This window comes from Pseudomonas sp. F8002, from assembly GCF_013385495.1.
Classification (GTDB): domain Bacteria; phylum Pseudomonadota; class Gammaproteobacteria; order Pseudomonadales; family Pseudomonadaceae; genus Aquipseudomonas.
Map to the genome: position 1 here is coordinate 22,049 of NZ_JACAPW010000014.1, position 17,091 is coordinate 39,139.

The window sequence follows — 17,091 nt, forward strand, 5'->3', positions numbered from 1 at the left end:
TTGAGGGGGCTGGCTAGATCGAAACGGTATATCAATATACCGCTGGGTTTGGCTCGACTCGATCAAATGTGGGAGCGGGCTTGCTCGCGAATGCGGTGTGTCAGTCAATGCATATGGCGACTGATGCACCGCATTCGCGAGCAAGCCCGCTCCCACATGTGTCCGGTGGTGTTCGTTAGATCGGGTTTGGGCAATCGATGAAGAGGTGTTCGAGGGCGAAGCGTCGCGCCAGGTAATCACCCAACGCCTGTACACCATACCGTTCGGTGGCGTGATGCCCGGCCGCTATGAAGCTGATGTCGTTTTCCCGGGCGCTGTGGAAGGTCTGCTCCGAAGCTTCGCCGCTCAGGTAAAGGTCAACCCCGGCGAGCACCGCCTGGTCGATATAGCCCTGGCCGCCACCGGTGCACCAGCCCACGCGGCGGATCATCTCGCTGCCTTCGATCAGCAGCGGCTCACGCCCCATGGCTTCCTGCACGCGGCGGGCAAAATCACGGGGCGACGCCGGCTCGGCCAGGGAGCCCACCAGGCCGACGACCTTGAGGTTGTCCGGGTCCAGCGGGCCTTCGACGGTGATGTCCAGTTGCCGGGCCAGTTGCACGTTGTTGCCGACCTCAGGGTGCAGGTCCAGCGGCAAGTGATAGGCCAGCAGGCTGATGTCGTGCTTGAGCAGGGTTTTCAGGCGGCGCTGCTTCATGCCGGTGATGCACGGGCTTTCGCCTTTCCAGAAATAACCGTGGTGCACCAGCACCAGGTCGGCCTGGGCTTCGACCGCCGCGTCCAGCAATGCCTGGCTGGCGGTCACGCCGCTGACGATGCGCAGCACTTGCGGACGGCCCTCGACCTGCAGGCCGTTGGGGCAGTAATCGGCGATTTTGGCACTATTAAGGTAGCGGTCCGCTTCCTCGACTAAGGTGCTCAGGGCAACGGCCATAAAAGACTCCTAAATATCCCGTTCAGAGGCGCTCACGGCCTCGTATAATGCGCGACATTATGGGCGCTCTCCCGCCCCCTGCAACCTGTCAGGATTTTTCTTCATGCTCAAGGCACTGCGTTTTTTTGGATGGCCATTGTTGGCTGGCGTGCTGATCGCGATGCTGATTATTCAGCGTTATCCACAACTGGTCGGCCTGCCGACCCTTGATGTCAACCTGCAACAGGCACCGCAAACCAGCGCGGTGGTACAAGGCCCGGTGACTTACGCCGATGCAGTGGTGATCGCCGCCCCCGCCGTGGTCAACCTGTACACCACCAAGGTCATCAACAAACCGGCGCACCCGCTGTTTGAAGACCCACAGTTTCGTCGCTATTTCGGCGACAACTCGCCCAAGCAGCGGCGCATGGAATCCAGCCTCGGCTCCGGCGTGATCATGAGCCCGGAAGGCTACATCCTCACCAACAACCACGTGACCACCGGCGCCGACCAGATTGTGGTGGCCCTGCGTGATGGCCGGGAAACCCTGGCCCGCGTGGTCGGCAGCGACCCGGAAACCGACCTCGCGGTGCTGAAAATCGATTTGAAAGGCCTGCCCTCGATCACCATCGGGCGCTCCGAAGGGCTGCGCGTAGGTGACGTGGCGCTGGCCATCGGCAACCCGTTCGGCGTCGGCCAGACCGTGACCATGGGCATCATCAGCGCCACCGGGCGTAACCAGTTGGGCCTCAACAGCTATGAAGACTTCATCCAGACCGACGCGGCGATCAACCCGGGCAACTCCGGCGGCGCGCTGGTGGATGCCAACGGCAACCTGACCGGCATCAACACCGCGATCTTCTCCAAGTCCGGCGGCTCCCAGGGCATCGGTTTCGCGATTCCGGTGAAGCTGGCCACTGAAGTGATGAAGTCGATCATCGAGCATGGCCAGGTGATTCGTGGCTGGCTGGGGATTGAAGTCCAGCCGCTGACCAAGGAACTGGCCGAGTCGTTTGGCCTGACCGGGCGCCCTGGCATCGTGGTCGCCGGGATCTTCCGCGACGGCCCGGCGCAGAAAGCCGGCCTGCAACTGGGGGATGTGATCCTCAGCATCGACGGCGAGCCGGCCGGAGATGGTCGCAAGTCGATGAACCAGGTGGCGCGGATCAAACCCACCGACAAGGTGGCGATCCAGGTGATGCGCAATGGCAAGGAAATCAAGCTGTCGGCGGAAATCGGCCTGCGTCCGCCGCCTGCACCGGTGAAAGAAGAGGAATAACGGCTTCGGGAGCCCGTTCGCGGGCTCCTGTTACCTAATATTTCAAAAGAAATTCACTCTCATTAGTCATGTTATATTGTTTCAATATCGCTATTGGAACGCTCTATCATGCCGTCTCGAAGATTTGCCCCGCTGGCGGGAATCGCCCTGGGTTTGCTGGTGGACCCGGCCTACGCCGAAGACACCGCCCCCGTTGAACTGGAAGCCACCCGCATCACCAGCGAGGCGTACGAATCAGCCACCGGCCCGGTCAAGGGCTATCGCGCCACCCGCTCCGCCAGCGCCACAAAAACCGACACCGCCGTGCGTGATATCCCACAGTCCATCAGCGTGATTCCCGCTTCGGTACTCAACGACCTGGGCAGCACCAACGTCGAGCGTGCCCTTGAGTTTTCCGGCGGCGTGTCCAAACAGAACAACTTCGGCGGCCTGACGCTCTACGAATACAGCGTTCGCGGCTTCACCACGTCAGAGTTTTACGTGGACGGTTTCAGCGCCAACCGCGGTTACCCGAGCACGCCGGACGCGGCGAATATCGAGCGCATCGAGGTGCTCAAGGGCCCCGCCGCCAGCCTGTATGGCCGCGGTGACCCAGGCGGCACGGTGAATATCGTCAGCAAAAAGCCGCAGCCCGAGGCCTTCACCACACTGCAGACCCGCGCCGGCAGTTGGGACCGCTACCGCACCGCGCTGGACGTGAACACGCCGCTGGACAGCGAGGGCAACGTGTTATCGCGGGTCAACCTGGCGGTGGAAGACAACCACAGCTTCCGCAACCACGTTGAAGCCAGGCGGGTCTTCGTCGCGCCCTCCATCAGTTGGCAACTGGACCCGGACACACACCTGCTGGTGGAAAGTGAATTCGTGCGTCACCGCTCCACTTTCGACCGCGGCATCGTCGCGCCCAACAACCGCTGGAGCGGCGTCTCCCGCTCGACCTTTCTCGGCGAGCCCGACGACGGCGATATCCGCAACCACAACAACCGCCTGCAAGCCAGCCTCGAACATCACCTCAACGATGCCTGGCAACTGCGCCTGGCCAGCCATTACAAACAAGGCAGCCTGTGGGGCAACGCCTCGGAAAACCGCGCGCTGGATGCCGATGGCCACACCCTCAGCCGCCGCTACCGCGAGCGCTCCACCGGTTGGCATGACAGCATCACCCAGCTCGAACTGCGCGGCCGGTTCGACATCGGCAGTTGGCAGCACGAATTGCTGATCGGCACCGAGTACGAGGACTACCGCAAGAAAGAACGGGTGACCGCCATCGCCGGCGGCGATTACGCCATCGACATCTATGACCCGGTCTATGGCCAGCCCAAACCGAACGGCAAGCGCTCCGGCACTGACTTTTTCGAACAGGTGAAAAGCCAGGCGCTGAACCTGCAGGACCAGATCATCTTCACCGACCGCCTGCGCGGGATGATTGGCGCGCGGTTCGAACACTTCGAGCAGCGCACCGACGACTTCAGCCGCAACCATGCCAAAAGCCGGCAGACCCACGACGCCCTGACCCAACGCGCCGGCCTGCTCTACCAACTAACACCTGAAGTGGGCCTGTTCGCCAACGCCTCCACCTCGTTCAAACCCAACAATGGCCTGGACGCCGGCGGCAAATCCTTCAAGCCGGAAGAAGGCGTGGGGTATGAAATCGGGATCAAGAGCGAGCTGTTCGACGACCGCCTGAGCACCACCCTCGCCGCCTTCCATATCGAGAAAGAAAATGTCCTGGCCCTGGACCCGGCTACCGACACACAGCGCGCCATGGGCAAGGCCCGCAGCCAGGGGTTTGACCTGCAACTGACCGGCCAGGTGACTGACGCCGTACGGGTGATCGGCGCCTTTGCCTACATCGACGCCGAAGTGACCAAAGGCGACAAAGCCATCCCCACCGGCAGCCGGATTCTCGGCGTAGCCAAACGTAGCGCCAGCTTGCTCGGCGTGTATGAATTCCAGGACGGCCTGCTGCGCGGCTCCGACCTTGGCGCAGCCTTCACCTACGTCGGCGATCGCTCCGGTGAAGCCGGCAAAAGCTTTGAATTACCGGCCTACCACACCGTCGATTTGCTGGCCCATTACAAGGCCAGCGACAACGTCACCGTGGGCCTGAACCTCAACAACCTGTTCGACGAAAAGTACTACGAGCGCTCCTACAGCAACTACTGGGTCAATCCCGGCGAGCCGCGCAACTTCACCGTCAGCCTGACCCTCAACCTGTAAAAGGACGTCTCCATGCAAGCCTTCAAATCCCTGGCCGTGCTCGGCCTGCTGTTTGCCACCCAAGTCTCGGCCCACGGACTGTGGACCGAACAACGGCGCGGCAATATCGAAGTGATCTACGGCCACGGCGCCGAAGACAACGCGTTCAAGGCGCAGAAAATCAGCGGCGCCTGGGCCTACGACGCCAGCGGCAAAATGATCCCGGTGACCGTGGAACGTCTGCCCGACCATGCGCGCCTGAAGCCGCTCAAATCGCCGGCTGTATTGGCGGTCGCCCTGGATAACGGGATGTGGTCACAGACGCCTGACAAGAAGTGGATCAACGAGGGCCGCAGCAAGGTGCCGGGGGCGATTGAGTCGACCCAGACCTTCAAGTACAGCCTGGCGATCTACCAGCCGGGGGCGAAGGTGCCGAAGCTGGATCAGATCAAGCTGCTGATCTTGCCGGAAGTTGATCCGCTGACGGTCGGCCCGGGTAAATCACTGCCGGTACGGGTGCTGCTGGATGGCAAGCCGGCGGCTGGGGTCAAGCTGATCGGAGACTATCGCAACGCACCGAACACCCTGAGCACCGAGACCGATAAAGACGGTCGCGCCCAGGTGCTGGTGAGAAATGAAGGATTAAATGTGATTGCGGCGCAGGTGGAAATCCCGCTCAAAGACAATGCCGATGTCGCGACTCGCGGACTGTTCAGTTCCCTGACCTTCCTGGGCGAGCCGCATCACGAGTAACCCCGCAAAACAATGTAGGAGCCGGGCTTGCCCGCGATGGCGATTTTTCAGTCGAGGCATCTGGTGACTGATCCACCGCTATCGCGGGCAAGCCCGGCTCCCACATTTGCTCTCTATCGTTTCGACAATCGGATTACAGCGCGACCGGCGCTCTTTCACACAGGGTATTGAGCGCCGCCGCCCACTGCGGGTCATCGTTCAGGCACGGCACCAACACCAACTCCTCGCCCCCCGCTTCGCGGAATTGCTCCAGGCCGCGATCACCAATTTCCTCCAGTGTCTCGATGCAGTCCGCAACAAACGCCGGGCACATCACCAGCAGCTTCTTCACGCCCTGTTGAGCCAACGCTTCAAGGCGTGCCTCGGTGTACGGTTCGATCCACTTGGCCCGGCCCAGCCGCGACTGGAACGCCACCGACCATTTGCCATCCGGCAAGCCAAGGCGCTCGGCAAAATCCCGCGCAACGCTGAAACACTGCGCGCGATAGCACGTGGCAAGCACCTCGGGAGAGGCGTTCTGGCAGCAGTTGGCGTCCTTGAAGCAGTGTTGCCCGGTAGGGTCGAGCTTTTTCAGGTGGCGCTCGGGCAACCCATGAAAGCTCAGCAGGAGATGATCGAAATCCTGCTCCACATAGGCTCTGGCGCTGTTGGCCAAGGCGTCCAGGTACTCCGGTTCATCGTAGAACGGCTGCAGAATCGAAAACTCGAGCGCCAGCTTTTTGTGCCGCACCACGCGCCGGGCCTCTTCGATTACCGTGGTCACGGTGCTGTCGGCAAACTGCGGGTACAACGGCGCCAGGGTCACTTTCTTGATGCCTTGGGACGCCAGCCGGGTCAGTACGCTTTCAATCGACGGCTCGCCATAGCGCATGGCCGACTCCACCGGCCCCTGGGTCCACTGTGCAGTCATCTGTTGTTGCAAGCGACGGCTAAGAACTACCAGCGGCGAGCCTTCGTCCCACCAGATCGAGGCGTAGGCATGGGCCGATTGCTCCGGGCGCTTGATCAGGATCAGCGACACCAGCAAGCGCCGAACCGGCCATGGCAGGTCAATGACGTAAGGGTCCATCAGGAACTGATTGAGGTAGCTGCGCACATCCGCCACCGAAGTGGACGCCGGTGAACCCAGGTTGACCAGTAACAACGCGTGATCCGTCATGCAACATCCTATCTCTAGAGGCGGCTGGACAAGTCGTCCAGGGCCGCATGCAACTCAGTGAACTGGAAAGTGAAACCGGCCGCCAACAGCCGCTGCGGCAAAGCCCGCTGGCCACCCAGCAACAAACCGGACAACTCGCCCAGGCCGATACGCAAGGCAAACGCCGGCATGGGCATGAACGCCGGGCGGTGCAGCACCTTGCCCAGGGTCTTGGCGAACTCCAGGTTGCGTACCGGGTGTGGCGCGCAGGCATTATAAGGACCGCTGGCATCGGTCTTGTGCAGAAGAAAATCAATCAGGGCGATTTGATCCTTTATATGGACCCATGGCATCCACTGCCGACCATTGCCGATAGGCCCGCCCAGCGCCAGTTTGAACGGCAGCAACAGCCGCGACAAAAAGCCGCCCTCCGCCGCCAGCACCAGCCCGGTACGCACCAGCACCACGCGGATGCCCAATGCCTCGGCACGCTGGGCGGTTTCTTCCCAGGCAATGGATAACTGGCTGCCGAAATCGTCCTGCACCGGGCCGCTGTCTTCGGTCAGCTCGCGCTCACCGCCGTCGCCGTACCAGCCCACCGCGGATCCGGAGATCAACACCGCCGGTTTTTGCTCAAGGCCCTCAAGCCAGGCCAGCAGCGTTTCGGTGAGGCCGATACGGCTGCTCCACAACAGCGCCTTGCGTTTATGCGTCCAGGGCCGGTCGGCAATCGGCGCGCCGGCCAGGTTGACCACCGCGTCCACCGCCTCGTTTATGTCTTGCAGGCGGGCGACGCCACGCACCTGGGCGCCGCACAATTTAGCCACTTGTTCGGGATGGCGGCTCCAGACCGTGAGGCGATGGCCCTGGGCAAGCCAGTATTGGCAAAGTTGACGGCCGATCAAACCGGTACCGCCGGTCAGCAAAATGTGCATGAGTTGTTCCTCGTGTAACGTTCGCCGACCACCGTTAGTCTATTTTATAAACAGGGATGTTTTAATCGGGCGCAACGCTGGTTAAACCTTCAGGTTTAACCATAGGTCACGCCAAACGATCAGGTACGCCAAAACTTATACCAAAAAACAATATTGTACAGCTATTGGTGTCGGCGTAGTCTGTACCCAACGGTAAAACGAGGCCTCCCATGACTGTTCCCATCGCGATCATTGGCACCGGCATCGCCGGTCTCTCCGCCGCCCGAGCGTTGAAAGACGCGGGGCACGTTGTACAACTCTTCGATAAAAGCCGCGGCAGTGGCGGTCGCATGTCCAGCAAGCGCAGCGATGCGGGCTCGCTGGACATGGGCGCACAGTACTTCACCGCCCGCGACCGGCGCTTCGTCAACGAGGTGCAACGCTGGCAGGCCAATGGTTGCGCCGAGCAATGGAAGCCACAGCTGTACAACTTCAAGTCCGGCCAACTGACGCCCTCCCCCGATGAACAGATCCGCTGGGTCGGCACGCCGCGCATGAGCGCGATCACCCGCGCCCTGCTCGATGACTTGCCGGTGCAGTTCGGTTGCCGCATCACCGAAGTGTTCCAGGGTAAACATCACTGGAACCTGCTGGACGCCGACGGCGAAAGCCACGGCCCGTTCAGCCACGTGATCATCGCCACCCCGGCGCCCCAGGCCACTGCCTTGCTGGCCGCTGCGCCCAAGCTGGCGAGTGTCGCCGCCGGGGTCAAGATGGACCCGACCTGGGCCATTGCCCTGGCCTTCGACAAGCCGCTGGATACGCCCATGGAAGGCTGCTTCGTCCAGGACAGCCCGCTGGACTGGCTGGCGCGCAACCGCAGCAAACCGGGGCGCGACACCACCCTCGACACCTGGGTTTTGCACGCCACCAGCACCTGGAGCAAGCAACACCTGGACCTGTCCAAGGAAGCCGTGATCGAACACCTGCACGGCGCCTTCGCCGAACTGCTGCACAGCGCCATGCCGGCGCCATCCTTCACCCTCGCCCACCGCTGGCTGTACGCGCGGCCGTCCACCAGCCATGAATTTGGCGTGCTGGCCGACGCCGACCTGGGCCTGTATGTATGTGGCGACTGGTGCCTGTCAGGCCGCGTGGAAGGTGCGTGGCTCAGCGGCCAGGAGGCGGCGCGGCGGTTGATCGAGCACCTGCAATGAACCGCATCAATCCCGCCAAGTTGCTGCTGTCGAAGTGGACTGCAGCCCGCCCGCAGCACAAGGAAAAACATTTCCTGGTGACCAAACTGCTGCGTGATGACGAAGGCGATGTGCAGGAAATCGAGCTGGAAGCCGTGATGAGCCATCGCGTGCAGCGCCTGGCCTGGCAAACCCTGCAGAACGCCGAAGACTGGAAAATCGGCTGGAAATAGCCATTCCGCAAATACCTGTACAAATTATTTGACTTGTACAGCTTCAAACCTATGATGAGTTTAAGTTGTACAGAAATTTAACTCTGTACAGGAATTTCATCGAGGTTTGGCCATGTCCAGCACCCTGCCCGCCACCGGCAAACCGAAAATCGCCATCAGCGCCTGCCTGTTGGGCGAGAACGTGCGCTTCAACGGCGGGCATAAACAATCCCAGCTGTGTAGCCAGACCCTGGCCGATTATTTCGACTTCGTGCCGCTGTGCCCTGAAGTCGCCATTGGCCTGGGCATCCCCCGCGAACCGATTCGCCTGGTGGGCGACCCGCTCAATCCCCAGGCCGTTGGCACCGTAAACCGCGAACTTAACGTGACCCAGCCGCTGGACGATTACGGCCAGCAAATGGCTGCTGAACACACCGACCTCTGCGGTTACATCTTCATGCAGAAGTCCCCGTCCTGCGGCCTGGAGCGGGTCAAGGTCTATCAGGACAACGGCATGCCCATCGACGGCGGCGGGCGCGGCATCTACGCCCAGGCGTTTTGTGCGCGCCACCCCAACCTGCCGGTGGAAGAAGACGGTCGGCTGAATGACCCGGTGCTGCGGGAAAACTTCCTGACCCGGGTGTTCGTCTACGCCACCTGGCAGCAACTGCTCGCCGAAGGCCTGACCCGTCACCGCCTGCTGGAATTTCACTCGCGCTACAAATACCTGCTGATGGCCCACAGCCCGGTGCATTACAAAAGCCTCGGCAACCTGCTGGGCAGCATGCCCAGGGACGTCGACCTCGACGCCTTGGCCGCCGGTTACTTCAGCGAACTGATGAGCGCCCTGACCCAGTGCGCCACACGCGGCACCCACACCAACGTGCTGCAACACATCAGCGGCTACCTCAAGCAGGCCATCAGCGCCGAAGACAAACAGGAAATGCAGACCATCATCAGCCAATACCGCCAGGGCATCGTGCCGCTGGTGGTACCGCTGACGCTGCTCAAGCACCACTTTCGCCAGCATCCGGACCGCTATATCGCGCAGCAGGCCTACCTGCAACCGCACCCGGAAAACCTCAGCCTGCGTAATGCGATTTAACCTATGACTTTTCCCCTGCAAGAACCTGGCGAAGACATCGCCGAGGCCATCGAACAAGGCTGGCTGCCGATCCGCGAAGTGGCGCGCCAGACCGGCGTCAACGCCGTGACCTTGCGCGCCTGGGAGCGCCGCTACGGCCTGATCGTGCCCCAGCGCACGCCCAAGGGGCACCGCCTGTTCAGTGCCGAGCACGTGCAACGCATCCATACCATCCTGACCTGGCTCAACCGCGGTGTGCCGGTCAGCCAGGTCAAGAGTCTGATCGACACCGCGCAAGCCACCAGCGAACCGCCGGTGGAAAACGAATGGCACAACCGCCGCCAGCACCTGGTGCAGGCCATCAGCGAACTGGCCGAGCGCCGGGTGGATGATGCCTTCAACCAGGCCATGGCGCTGTACCCGCCGCGCACCTTGTGCGAGCAACTGTTATTGCCGTTGCTCAAGGAGCTCGAACTGCGCTGGCAAGGCCAGTTCGGCGCGCAGATGGAACGGGTATTTTTCTATTCCTGGCTGCGCAGCAAATTCGGTGCGCGGATGTATCACAACAACCGCCAGCTCAACGGCGCCCCCCTGCTGCTGATCAACCATTCCGACCTGCCGCTGGAGCCGCACCTGTGGCTCACCGCCTGGCTCGCCAGCAGCGCCGATTGCCCGGTGGAAGTTTTCGACTGGCCATTGCCGGTGGGCGAACTGGCCCTGGCCGTCGAGCATCTGCAACCCCGCGCGGTACTGCTGTATTCGAGCAAGGCACTCCATACCTCGGTGCTGGGCAAACTGTTGAGCGGCTTCAGTTGCCCAAAACTGATAACCGGACCAACGGTATGCATCCACCAGGCGGAGCTGTCCGTATTAACCCAAGAGATTCCTGAATTGCTCCTGGCCGAAGACCCGTTGTCGGCCCATCAGGTACTGATCCAGCGTGGACTTATTTAAATGCACTTGATCTGGCTGCGCACCGACCTGCGCCTACATGACAACACCGCCCTCGCCGCCGCCGCACAGCGTGGCCCGACAGCGGCCGTCTACCTGATCAGCCCCGGGCAATGGCTGGCCCACGATGACGCGCCGTGCAAGGTCGATTTCTGGCTGCGCAACCTGCAGCGCTTGAGCTCAGCGCTGGGCGAGTTGAACATTCCGTTATTGATCCGCCATGCCGACACTTGGGATCAAGCACCTGAAGTTTTGGCAGGCCTGTGCCAGGAACTGTCGGTGGAGTCGGTACACGTCAATGACGAATACGGCATCCACGAAGAGCGCCGCGACGCCGCCGTGGCCAAGGCCCTCGAAGCTCAAGGCATCACATTCCACACCTATCTGGACCAGTTGTTTTTCCAGCCCGGCAGCGTGCTGACCAAGACCGGCACCTACTTCCAGGTGTTCAGCCAGTTCCGCAAGGTCTGCTACAGCCGCCTGCATGGCGCCTTGCCGCGTTTGGTCGCCACTCCCAAGGCGCAGGCGCCGCTCAAACTCAAAAGCGACGAGGTTCCGGATCACGTCGAGGGCTTCGCTACCCCGAGCGAAGCCTTGCGCGCCCTGTGGCCTGCCGGCGAAGCCGAAGCCCGGCGCCGTCTCGACCAGTTCGCCGACGCACAAATCAGCTACTACAAGGACGAACGCGACTTCCCGGCCAAGCCCGGTACCAGCCAGCTTTCGGCCTACCTTGCAGCGGGCGTGGTTTCACCGCGCCAGTGCCTGCATGCCGCGCTGCAAAGCAACCAGGGTGAATTCGAAAGCGGCGACATCGGCGCGATTACCTGGATCAACGAGCTGCTGTGGCGCGAGTTCTACAAACATATTCTGGTGGGCTACCCACGGGTCTCGCGCCACTGCGCATTCCGCCCAGAGACCGAAGCCGTGGCCTGGCGCAACAGCCCGGAAGACTTGAAAGCGTGGCAGGAAGCACGCACCGGCCTGCCGATCATCGACGCCGCCATGCGCCAGCTGCTGGAAACCGGCTGGATGCACAATCGCCTGCGCATGGTGGTAGCGATGTTCCTGACCAAAAACCTGCTGATCGACTGGCGCGAAGGCGAGCGCTTTTTCATGCGTCACCTGATCGATGGCGACCTGGCAGCCAACAACGGTGGCTGGCAGTGGAGCTCGTCCACCGGCACCGACTCTGCCCCGTACTTCCGGATTTTCAGCCCCTTGAGCCAATCGGAAAAATTCGACGGCGAAGGTGTATTTATCAAGCACTGGCTGCCGCAACTGGCGGCGCTGAACAAAAAGGAAGTGCACGACCCCGACGCCGTGGGCGGCCTGTTTGGTGTGGCCGACTATCCTCGTCCTATCGTCGACTTGAAAAAATCCCGCGAGCGCGCCCTCGCCGCTTTCCGCAGCCTGCCTTCACGCCAGGCGGTCGGAGGTGCTTATGAGTGATTTCCTGCGCCGCTTCGCCCAGGCGTTCGCCAGTGTGGACAAGCACAACCTGCACCTGCTCGACGGCCTGTACAGCCATGACATCAGTTTCACCGACCCACTGCACGAGGTGCACGGGCTGCCGGCGTTGCACCGCTACTTCGCCGAGCTGTACGACAACGTGACCCAGTTGCGCTTTGACTTCCATGGCTTTGATCAAGTGGCGGAAGGCGAAGGCTACCTGCGCTGGAAAATGAGCTTCTGCCACCCGCGCCTGGCCAAGGGCGAAGTGATTCGTGTGGAAGGCTGCTCGCACCTGCTGTGGCGCGACAAGGTGTATCGCCACCGGGATTATTTTGACGCTGGACAGTTGCTGTATGAACACGTGCCGGTCCTTGGCGGTGTGGTCAGCTGGCTGAAAAGGAGAATGGGATGAGCCTTAACCTTCCACGTCGTTACTGGTTGACCGGTGCCAGCAGTGGCATCGGGGCCGAACTGGCCAAGACGCTGCTCGAAAGCGGTGCCCATGTGGCCCTCAGTTCCCGCTCCAAGGCGCCCCTGGAACAGCTTGCCCAGCAATACCCCGGGCAAGTGCTGGTGGTGGCCGGCGACCTGACCAACAGCCAGACCGTACGCGAGATCGGTGAACACATCGCGGTGGCCTGGGGTTCGCTGGATACGGTGATCCTGAATGCCGGCACCTGCGAATACGTGGATGCCAGGCAGTTTGATTCCTCGATCATCGAGCACGTGGTGCGCACCAACCTGCTGGCCAGCAGTTACTGCATCGAGGCCGCGCTGCCGCTGTTGCGTGCCGGTCATACACCGCACCTGGTCGGTGTGGCCAGTGCGGTGACCTACCTGCCGATGCCCAGGGCGGAAGCCTATGGTGCGTCGAAGGCCGGCCTGCGTTACCTGTTCGAGTCCCTGCGTATCGACCTGTCACCTGAAGGGATCGACGTCACCGTGGTCAGCCCGGGGTTTGTCGACACGCCGCTGACCGCCCGCAATGATTTCCCGATGCCCCTGAGCTGGCCGGCAGACAAGGCCGCGCGGCACATCTTTGCCAAGCTGCAAGGCCGTCCACTGGAGATTGCCTTCCCTGCCCTGTTTATTGCCGCCTTGTGGCCACTGTCGAAACTGCCGAACCGCGTCCAGTTGATCATCGGCAAACGCATGCTGCGCAGCCCGCCGCCGAGAAAGGACGACCTGTGAAGATCGCCATTATCGGCAGCGGCATTGCCGGGCTGACCAGCGCCTACCTGCTCAGTCGCCGCCACGACATCACCCTGTTCGAAGCGGGCGACCGCATCGGCGGCCACACCCATACGGTGAATGTCACGGTGGAAGGCAAAAGCCATGCGGTGGACACCGGCTTTATCGTGTTCAACGACTGGACCTATCCCAACTTCATCAAGCTGCTGGGGCAAATTGGCGTGACGTACAAACCCACCGAGATGAGCTTTTCGGTGTGCGACCCGAACGCCGGGTTCGAGTACAACGGCAACAACCTCAACAGCCTGTTTGCCCAGCGCCGGAATATTCTGTCGCCGGGGTTCTGGGGCATGTTGCGCGATATCCTGCGCTTCAACCGCCAGGCGCCCCTGGACCTGCAAGAGCAACGCATCAGCGCCGAGATGACCCTGGGCGAGTACCTGCAAGCGGGCGGCTACGGCCAGCGATTTATCCAGCACTACATCGTGCCGATGGGCGCGGCGATCTGGTCGATGTCCCTGGCTGACATGCTCGGGTTTCCCCTGCAATTCTTCGTGCGGTTCTTCAAGAACCATGGCTTGTTGTCGGTGAGCAACCGGCCGCAGTGGTGCGTGATCGAAGGCGGTTCCAGCCGCTATATCGAACCGCTGACCCAGTCCTTCCGCGAAAATATCCGCCTCAATTGCCCGGTCACCCGCGTTGAGCGTTCAGCCATCGGCGCAGTTATCCACAGCGCCGCCGGCAGCGAGGCATTCGACAAGGTGGTGTTCGCCTGCCACAGCGACCAGGCCCTGGCCTTGCTGGGGGATGCGAGCCTGGCCGAGCAACAGATCCTTGGCGCCCTGCCCTACGCCGACAATGACGTCGTCCTGCACACCGATACCCGTCTGCTGCCCGACCGCAAACTGGCCTGGGCCAGCTGGAATTACCGCCTGGATGGCCGCGCGCAAAAACAGGCGGCGGTGACCTACGACATGAACATCCTGCAAGGCATCGACAGCACCACCACCTTTTGCGTGAGCCTCAACCAAACGGCGCTGATCAACCCGCTCAAAGTCCTCGCCCGCTACACCTACGCCCACCCGCAATACAGCCTGGCCGCTGTGGCCGCCCAAGCGCGCTGGGAAGAACTGCACGGCGCGCAGCACACCTATTATTGCGGCGCCTACTGGGCCAACGGTTTCCACGAAGACGGCGTGGTCAGCGCATTGCGCGTGGCCAAGGCGTTCGGGGAAATCCTGTGAACAGCGCCCTGTACAGCGGCTGGATCGCCCATCGGCGGTTTACGCCAAAGGGCCATGCCTTTCGGTACCGGATCGGCCTGCTGTACCTGGACCTCAGCGAACAGGACGAAGTGTTCGGCTTGTCGCCATTGGCGGGCGAGCGCTGGGCGCCGTTCGCGTTTCGCCAGCAGGATTACCTGCGTGAATTTACCCGTCACGGCATGAGCTTGACCGATGCCGTACGCCAAGAAGTCGGCAAGGCCCTGGGGCGCATCCCCTCGGGCGTTATCTGCCTGCTGACCCAGGCCCGCAGTTGGGGCCTGGCCTTTAACCCGGTGAGTTTCTTCTACTGCTTCGAGGCCGACGGAACGCTGGCCGCGATCCTTTGTGAAGTGACCAACACCCCGTGGCGCGAGCGCTATCACTACGTGCTGCCGGCCCAGGCGCTGCCTGCCGGTGAGCATCAGCACTTCGCCGTGGCCAAGGCGTTTCATGTGTCGCCGTTCTTGCCCCGGGACCTGGAATACCGCATGAGCTTCAGCCCGCCCGCCGCCAGGCTCGGCGTGCATATGGCCGACTGGCAGGGCGAACTGAAAGTCTTCGACGCCACCTTGAGCCTGCAACGCGAAGCCCTGAACCGCGCCAGCCTGCATCGCTACCTGTGGCGCTTCCCGTGGATGACCGCCAAGACCTGCCTGGCCATTTATTGGCAGGCCTTGCGCCTCTTGCTTAAACGCACGCCGATTTTTTCCCATCACGCCGCCGAAGGCGCTTCTCGCACCGCAGTCGGGTACACCAAGGATCGCCGCCATGAAATCCCCTAGCTTATCGGTCAAATCCAACCGCTTGAACGTCAACGGCATGACCGCCGCGCTGCTGCGCAAAGCCGTGCTGCGCCAGCTCGGCCAACTGCGCCACGGCCAGTTGGTGGTGATCGAGGACGGCGAACGGCAGGTCTTCGGCGCACGGGAAGCGCACCTGCTGGGGGAGATCCAGATCCTCGATTCAGCCGTGTGGGGGCTGGTGGCGGCCAACGGTTCCATCGGCGCGGGCGAGGCATTTATCCATGGTTACTGGAGCAGCCCGGACCTGACGGCCGTGGTGCGGGTGATGGTCAGCAACCTCGACGTGCTGGATGCGCTGGAAGGTGGCCTGGCCAAACTCGCGCGGCCCTTCACCCAGGGCCTGCACTGGCTCAACCGCAATACGCGCAAGGGCTCGCAGAAAAACATTGCCGCCCACTACGACCTGGGCAACGACCTGTTCGAGGAATTCCTCGACCCGACCATGATGTATTCGGCCGCGCAGTTCCTCACCGCTGACGACACCCTGGAACAGGCACAGTTGAACAAGCTGGAACGCATCTGCCAGAAGCTCGCGCTGAAACCGTCCGACCACCTGCTGGAAATCGGCACCGGCTGGGGCAGCATGGCGATTTATGCCGCGCAGCAGTACGGCTGCAAGGTCACCACCACGACCCTGTCCAAAGAGCAGTTTGCCTACACTGAAAAACGCATCGAGGCCCTGGGTTTGCAGAATCAGGTGACGTTGCTGCTGGAGGACTACCGCGACCTGACCGGGCAGTACGACAAACTGGTGTCGATCGAGATGATCGAAGCCGTGGGCCACCGCTTCCTGCCGACCTATTTCAAACAGTGCGCGCAGTTGCTCAAGAGCAACGGCCTGATGTTGCTGCAAGCCATCACCATTCGCGAACAGCGCTACGAACAAGCCAAGAGCAGCGTGGATTTTATCCAGCGTTATATCTTCCCCGGCGGCGCCTTGCCGTGTGTACAGAAGATGCTGGAGGTCGTCAGCCGCGACACGGACATGAACCTGCTGCACATGGAGGACTTCGGCCTGCACTACGCGCGAACCCTGCGCCTGTGGCATGAGAACTTTCGCCGCGCCCACAGCCGCCTGACGGAAATGGGCTACGACGAATACTTCCTGCGGCTGTGGGAGTTTTACCTGTGCTACTGCGAAGGCGGATTTATGGAGCGCACCATCGGCACCGCGCAGATGCTGCTGGCCAAGCCGGCGGCGCTGACCCAGCCACTGCTCGGGCGCTTTGATGCTTAAACCACTGGCAAATGCCGTGCTGTTTCAGTGCGGCTGGTTTGCCTGTGTGCTGGGCGGCGACAGTCTGTGGCTGTTGGTGGGGTTGGCGGTGCTGGTAATCCACCTGCTGTGGATAAGTTCGTGGTCAGCGGAAGGCCAGGTGATTGTTGCCGTCACCTTGTTGGGCACCGTGATCGACACCGTGCTACGTGCATTCGGCGTGTTTCATTTCAGCCTGCCCGGGCTGTTGGCGCCATTGTGGCTGATCCTGTTGTGGGCATTGCTGGCGACCACGCTGCGCCATTGCCTGGCCTGGAGCGCGCAGCCCTGGTGGCGTGCGAGTTTGTTGGGGGCGGTGGGCGGGCCGTTGTCCTATTACGCGGGCAGCCAACTGGCGGGGGTGAGTTTCGGCTATGGCACCGTGCCGACCGTCATCGGCCTGGCGTTACTCTGGGGGATGATTTTTCCGTTGTTGCATTGGGTCGCCAGGCAGTTGGCACATTGACGTCCGTCAGCCCTTTCACA

Annotated in this window: 17 protein-coding genes; 14 read left to right on the forward strand and 3 right to left on the reverse strand. The window is 61.9% G+C overall.

Going from position 1 to position 17,091, the window contains the following annotated elements; translation table 11 throughout:
* Window positions 1-175 precede the first annotated feature (175 nt).
* A complete protein-coding gene (locus HX811_RS11325) occupies window positions 176-934 on the reverse strand; it encodes a Nif3-like dinuclear metal center hexameric protein (protein WP_003208444.1) in 759 nt (252 codons plus the stop codon).
* 103 nt (window positions 935-1,037) lie between these two features.
* On the opposite strand from HX811_RS11325, the gene algW reads away from it, so the two are divergent.
* From algW to HX811_RS11340, 3 genes are all read left to right on the forward strand, one after another.
* Window positions 1,038-2,192 (forward strand): Do family serine endopeptidase AlgW, encoded by a 1,155-nt coding sequence (gene algW / locus HX811_RS11330; protein WP_003208442.1) that lies wholly within the window; start codon window positions 1,038-1,040, stop codon window positions 2,190-2,192.
* Between the two features lie 108 nt (window positions 2,193-2,300).
* Window positions 2,301-4,412, forward strand: coding sequence for a TonB-dependent siderophore receptor (locus HX811_RS11335; RefSeq protein WP_177045941.1), 2,112 nt, complete (start codon window positions 2,301-2,303; stop codon window positions 4,410-4,412).
* A 12-nt stretch (window positions 4,413-4,424) separates the two neighbouring features.
* Window positions 4,425-5,144, forward strand: coding sequence for a DUF4198 domain-containing protein (locus HX811_RS11340; RefSeq protein WP_087693760.1), 720 nt, complete (start codon window positions 4,425-4,427; stop codon window positions 5,142-5,144).
* A 133-nt stretch (window positions 5,145-5,277) separates the two neighbouring features.
* Here HX811_RS11340 and hemH read toward each other — a convergent pair whose 3' ends face one another.
* Both hemH and HX811_RS11350 read right to left on the reverse strand, forming a co-directional pair.
* The gene (gene hemH / locus HX811_RS11345) at window positions 5,278-6,303 is read right to left on the reverse strand and encodes a ferrochelatase (protein WP_177045943.1); all 1,026 of its coding nucleotides are present in this window, start codon (window positions 6,301-6,303) and stop codon (window positions 5,278-5,280) included.
* Window positions 6,304-6,317: 14 nt separating this feature from the next.
* Window positions 6,318-7,217, reverse strand: a complete 900-nt coding sequence (locus tag HX811_RS11350; protein ID WP_177045945.1) for a TIGR01777 family oxidoreductase — start codon at window positions 7,215-7,217, stop codon at window positions 6,318-6,320.
* 209 nt (window positions 7,218-7,426) lie between these two features.
* Here HX811_RS11350 and HX811_RS11355 point away from each other — a divergent pair, with 209 nt between their 5' ends.
* From HX811_RS11355 to HX811_RS11405, 11 genes are all read left to right on the forward strand, one after another.
* Complete coding sequence (locus HX811_RS11355; RefSeq protein ID WP_177045947.1) at window positions 7,427-8,413, forward strand: NAD(P)/FAD-dependent oxidoreductase; 987 nt, start codon at window positions 7,427-7,429, stop codon at window positions 8,411-8,413.
* Complete coding sequence (locus tag HX811_RS11360) at window positions 8,410-8,625, forward strand: TIGR02450 family Trp-rich protein (protein ID WP_003208432.1); 216 nt, start codon at window positions 8,410-8,412, stop codon at window positions 8,623-8,625. Before HX811_RS11355 ends, HX811_RS11360 begins: the two co-directional genes overlap by 4 nt.
* 112 nt (window positions 8,626-8,737) lie before the next feature.
* The gene (locus HX811_RS11365) at window positions 8,738-9,709 is read left to right on the forward strand and encodes a DUF523 and DUF1722 domain-containing protein (RefSeq protein WP_003208430.1); all 972 of its coding nucleotides are present in this window, start codon (window positions 8,738-8,740) and stop codon (window positions 9,707-9,709) included.
* 3 nt (window positions 9,710-9,712) lie between these two features.
* The gene (locus HX811_RS11370; RefSeq protein WP_008432286.1) at window positions 9,713-10,642 is read left to right on the forward strand and encodes a MerR family transcriptional regulator; all 930 of its coding nucleotides are present in this window, start codon (window positions 9,713-9,715) and stop codon (window positions 10,640-10,642) included.
* Window positions 10,643-12,088 (forward strand): deoxyribodipyrimidine photo-lyase, encoded by a 1,446-nt coding sequence (phrB, locus tag HX811_RS11375; RefSeq protein WP_177045948.1) that lies wholly within the window; start codon window positions 10,643-10,645, stop codon window positions 12,086-12,088.
* Complete coding sequence (locus HX811_RS11380) at window positions 12,081-12,503, forward strand: nuclear transport factor 2 family protein (RefSeq protein ID WP_177045949.1); 423 nt, start codon at window positions 12,081-12,083, stop codon at window positions 12,501-12,503. Before phrB ends, HX811_RS11380 begins: the two co-directional genes overlap by 8 nt.
* Window positions 12,500-13,282: an SDR family oxidoreductase gene (locus tag HX811_RS11385; protein WP_177045950.1), complete on the forward strand. Its 783-nt coding sequence runs from the start codon at window positions 12,500-12,502 to the stop codon at window positions 13,280-13,282. The genes HX811_RS11380 and HX811_RS11385 overlap by 4 nt, the downstream gene beginning before the upstream one ends.
* A complete protein-coding gene (locus HX811_RS11390; protein WP_177045951.1) occupies window positions 13,279-14,526 on the forward strand; it encodes an FAD-dependent oxidoreductase in 1,248 nt (415 codons plus the stop codon). The genes HX811_RS11385 and HX811_RS11390 overlap by 4 nt, the downstream gene beginning before the upstream one ends.
* Window positions 14,523-15,329 carry a DUF1365 domain-containing protein gene (locus HX811_RS11395; RefSeq protein WP_003208422.1) on the forward strand — a complete coding sequence of 269 codons (807 nt, stop codon included), beginning with the start codon at window positions 14,523-14,525 and terminating at the stop codon, window positions 15,327-15,329. The genes HX811_RS11390 and HX811_RS11395 overlap by 4 nt, the downstream gene beginning before the upstream one ends.
* Window positions 15,316-16,587 (forward strand): cyclopropane-fatty-acyl-phospholipid synthase family protein, encoded by a 1,272-nt coding sequence (locus HX811_RS11400; RefSeq protein WP_087693767.1) that lies wholly within the window; start codon window positions 15,316-15,318, stop codon window positions 16,585-16,587. Before HX811_RS11395 ends, HX811_RS11400 begins: the two co-directional genes overlap by 14 nt.
* The gene (locus HX811_RS11405; protein WP_003208418.1) at window positions 16,580-17,071 is read left to right on the forward strand and encodes a DUF2878 domain-containing protein; all 492 of its coding nucleotides are present in this window, start codon (window positions 16,580-16,582) and stop codon (window positions 17,069-17,071) included. The genes HX811_RS11400 and HX811_RS11405 overlap by 8 nt, the downstream gene beginning before the upstream one ends.
* Window positions 17,072-17,091: the final 20 nt, after the last annotated feature.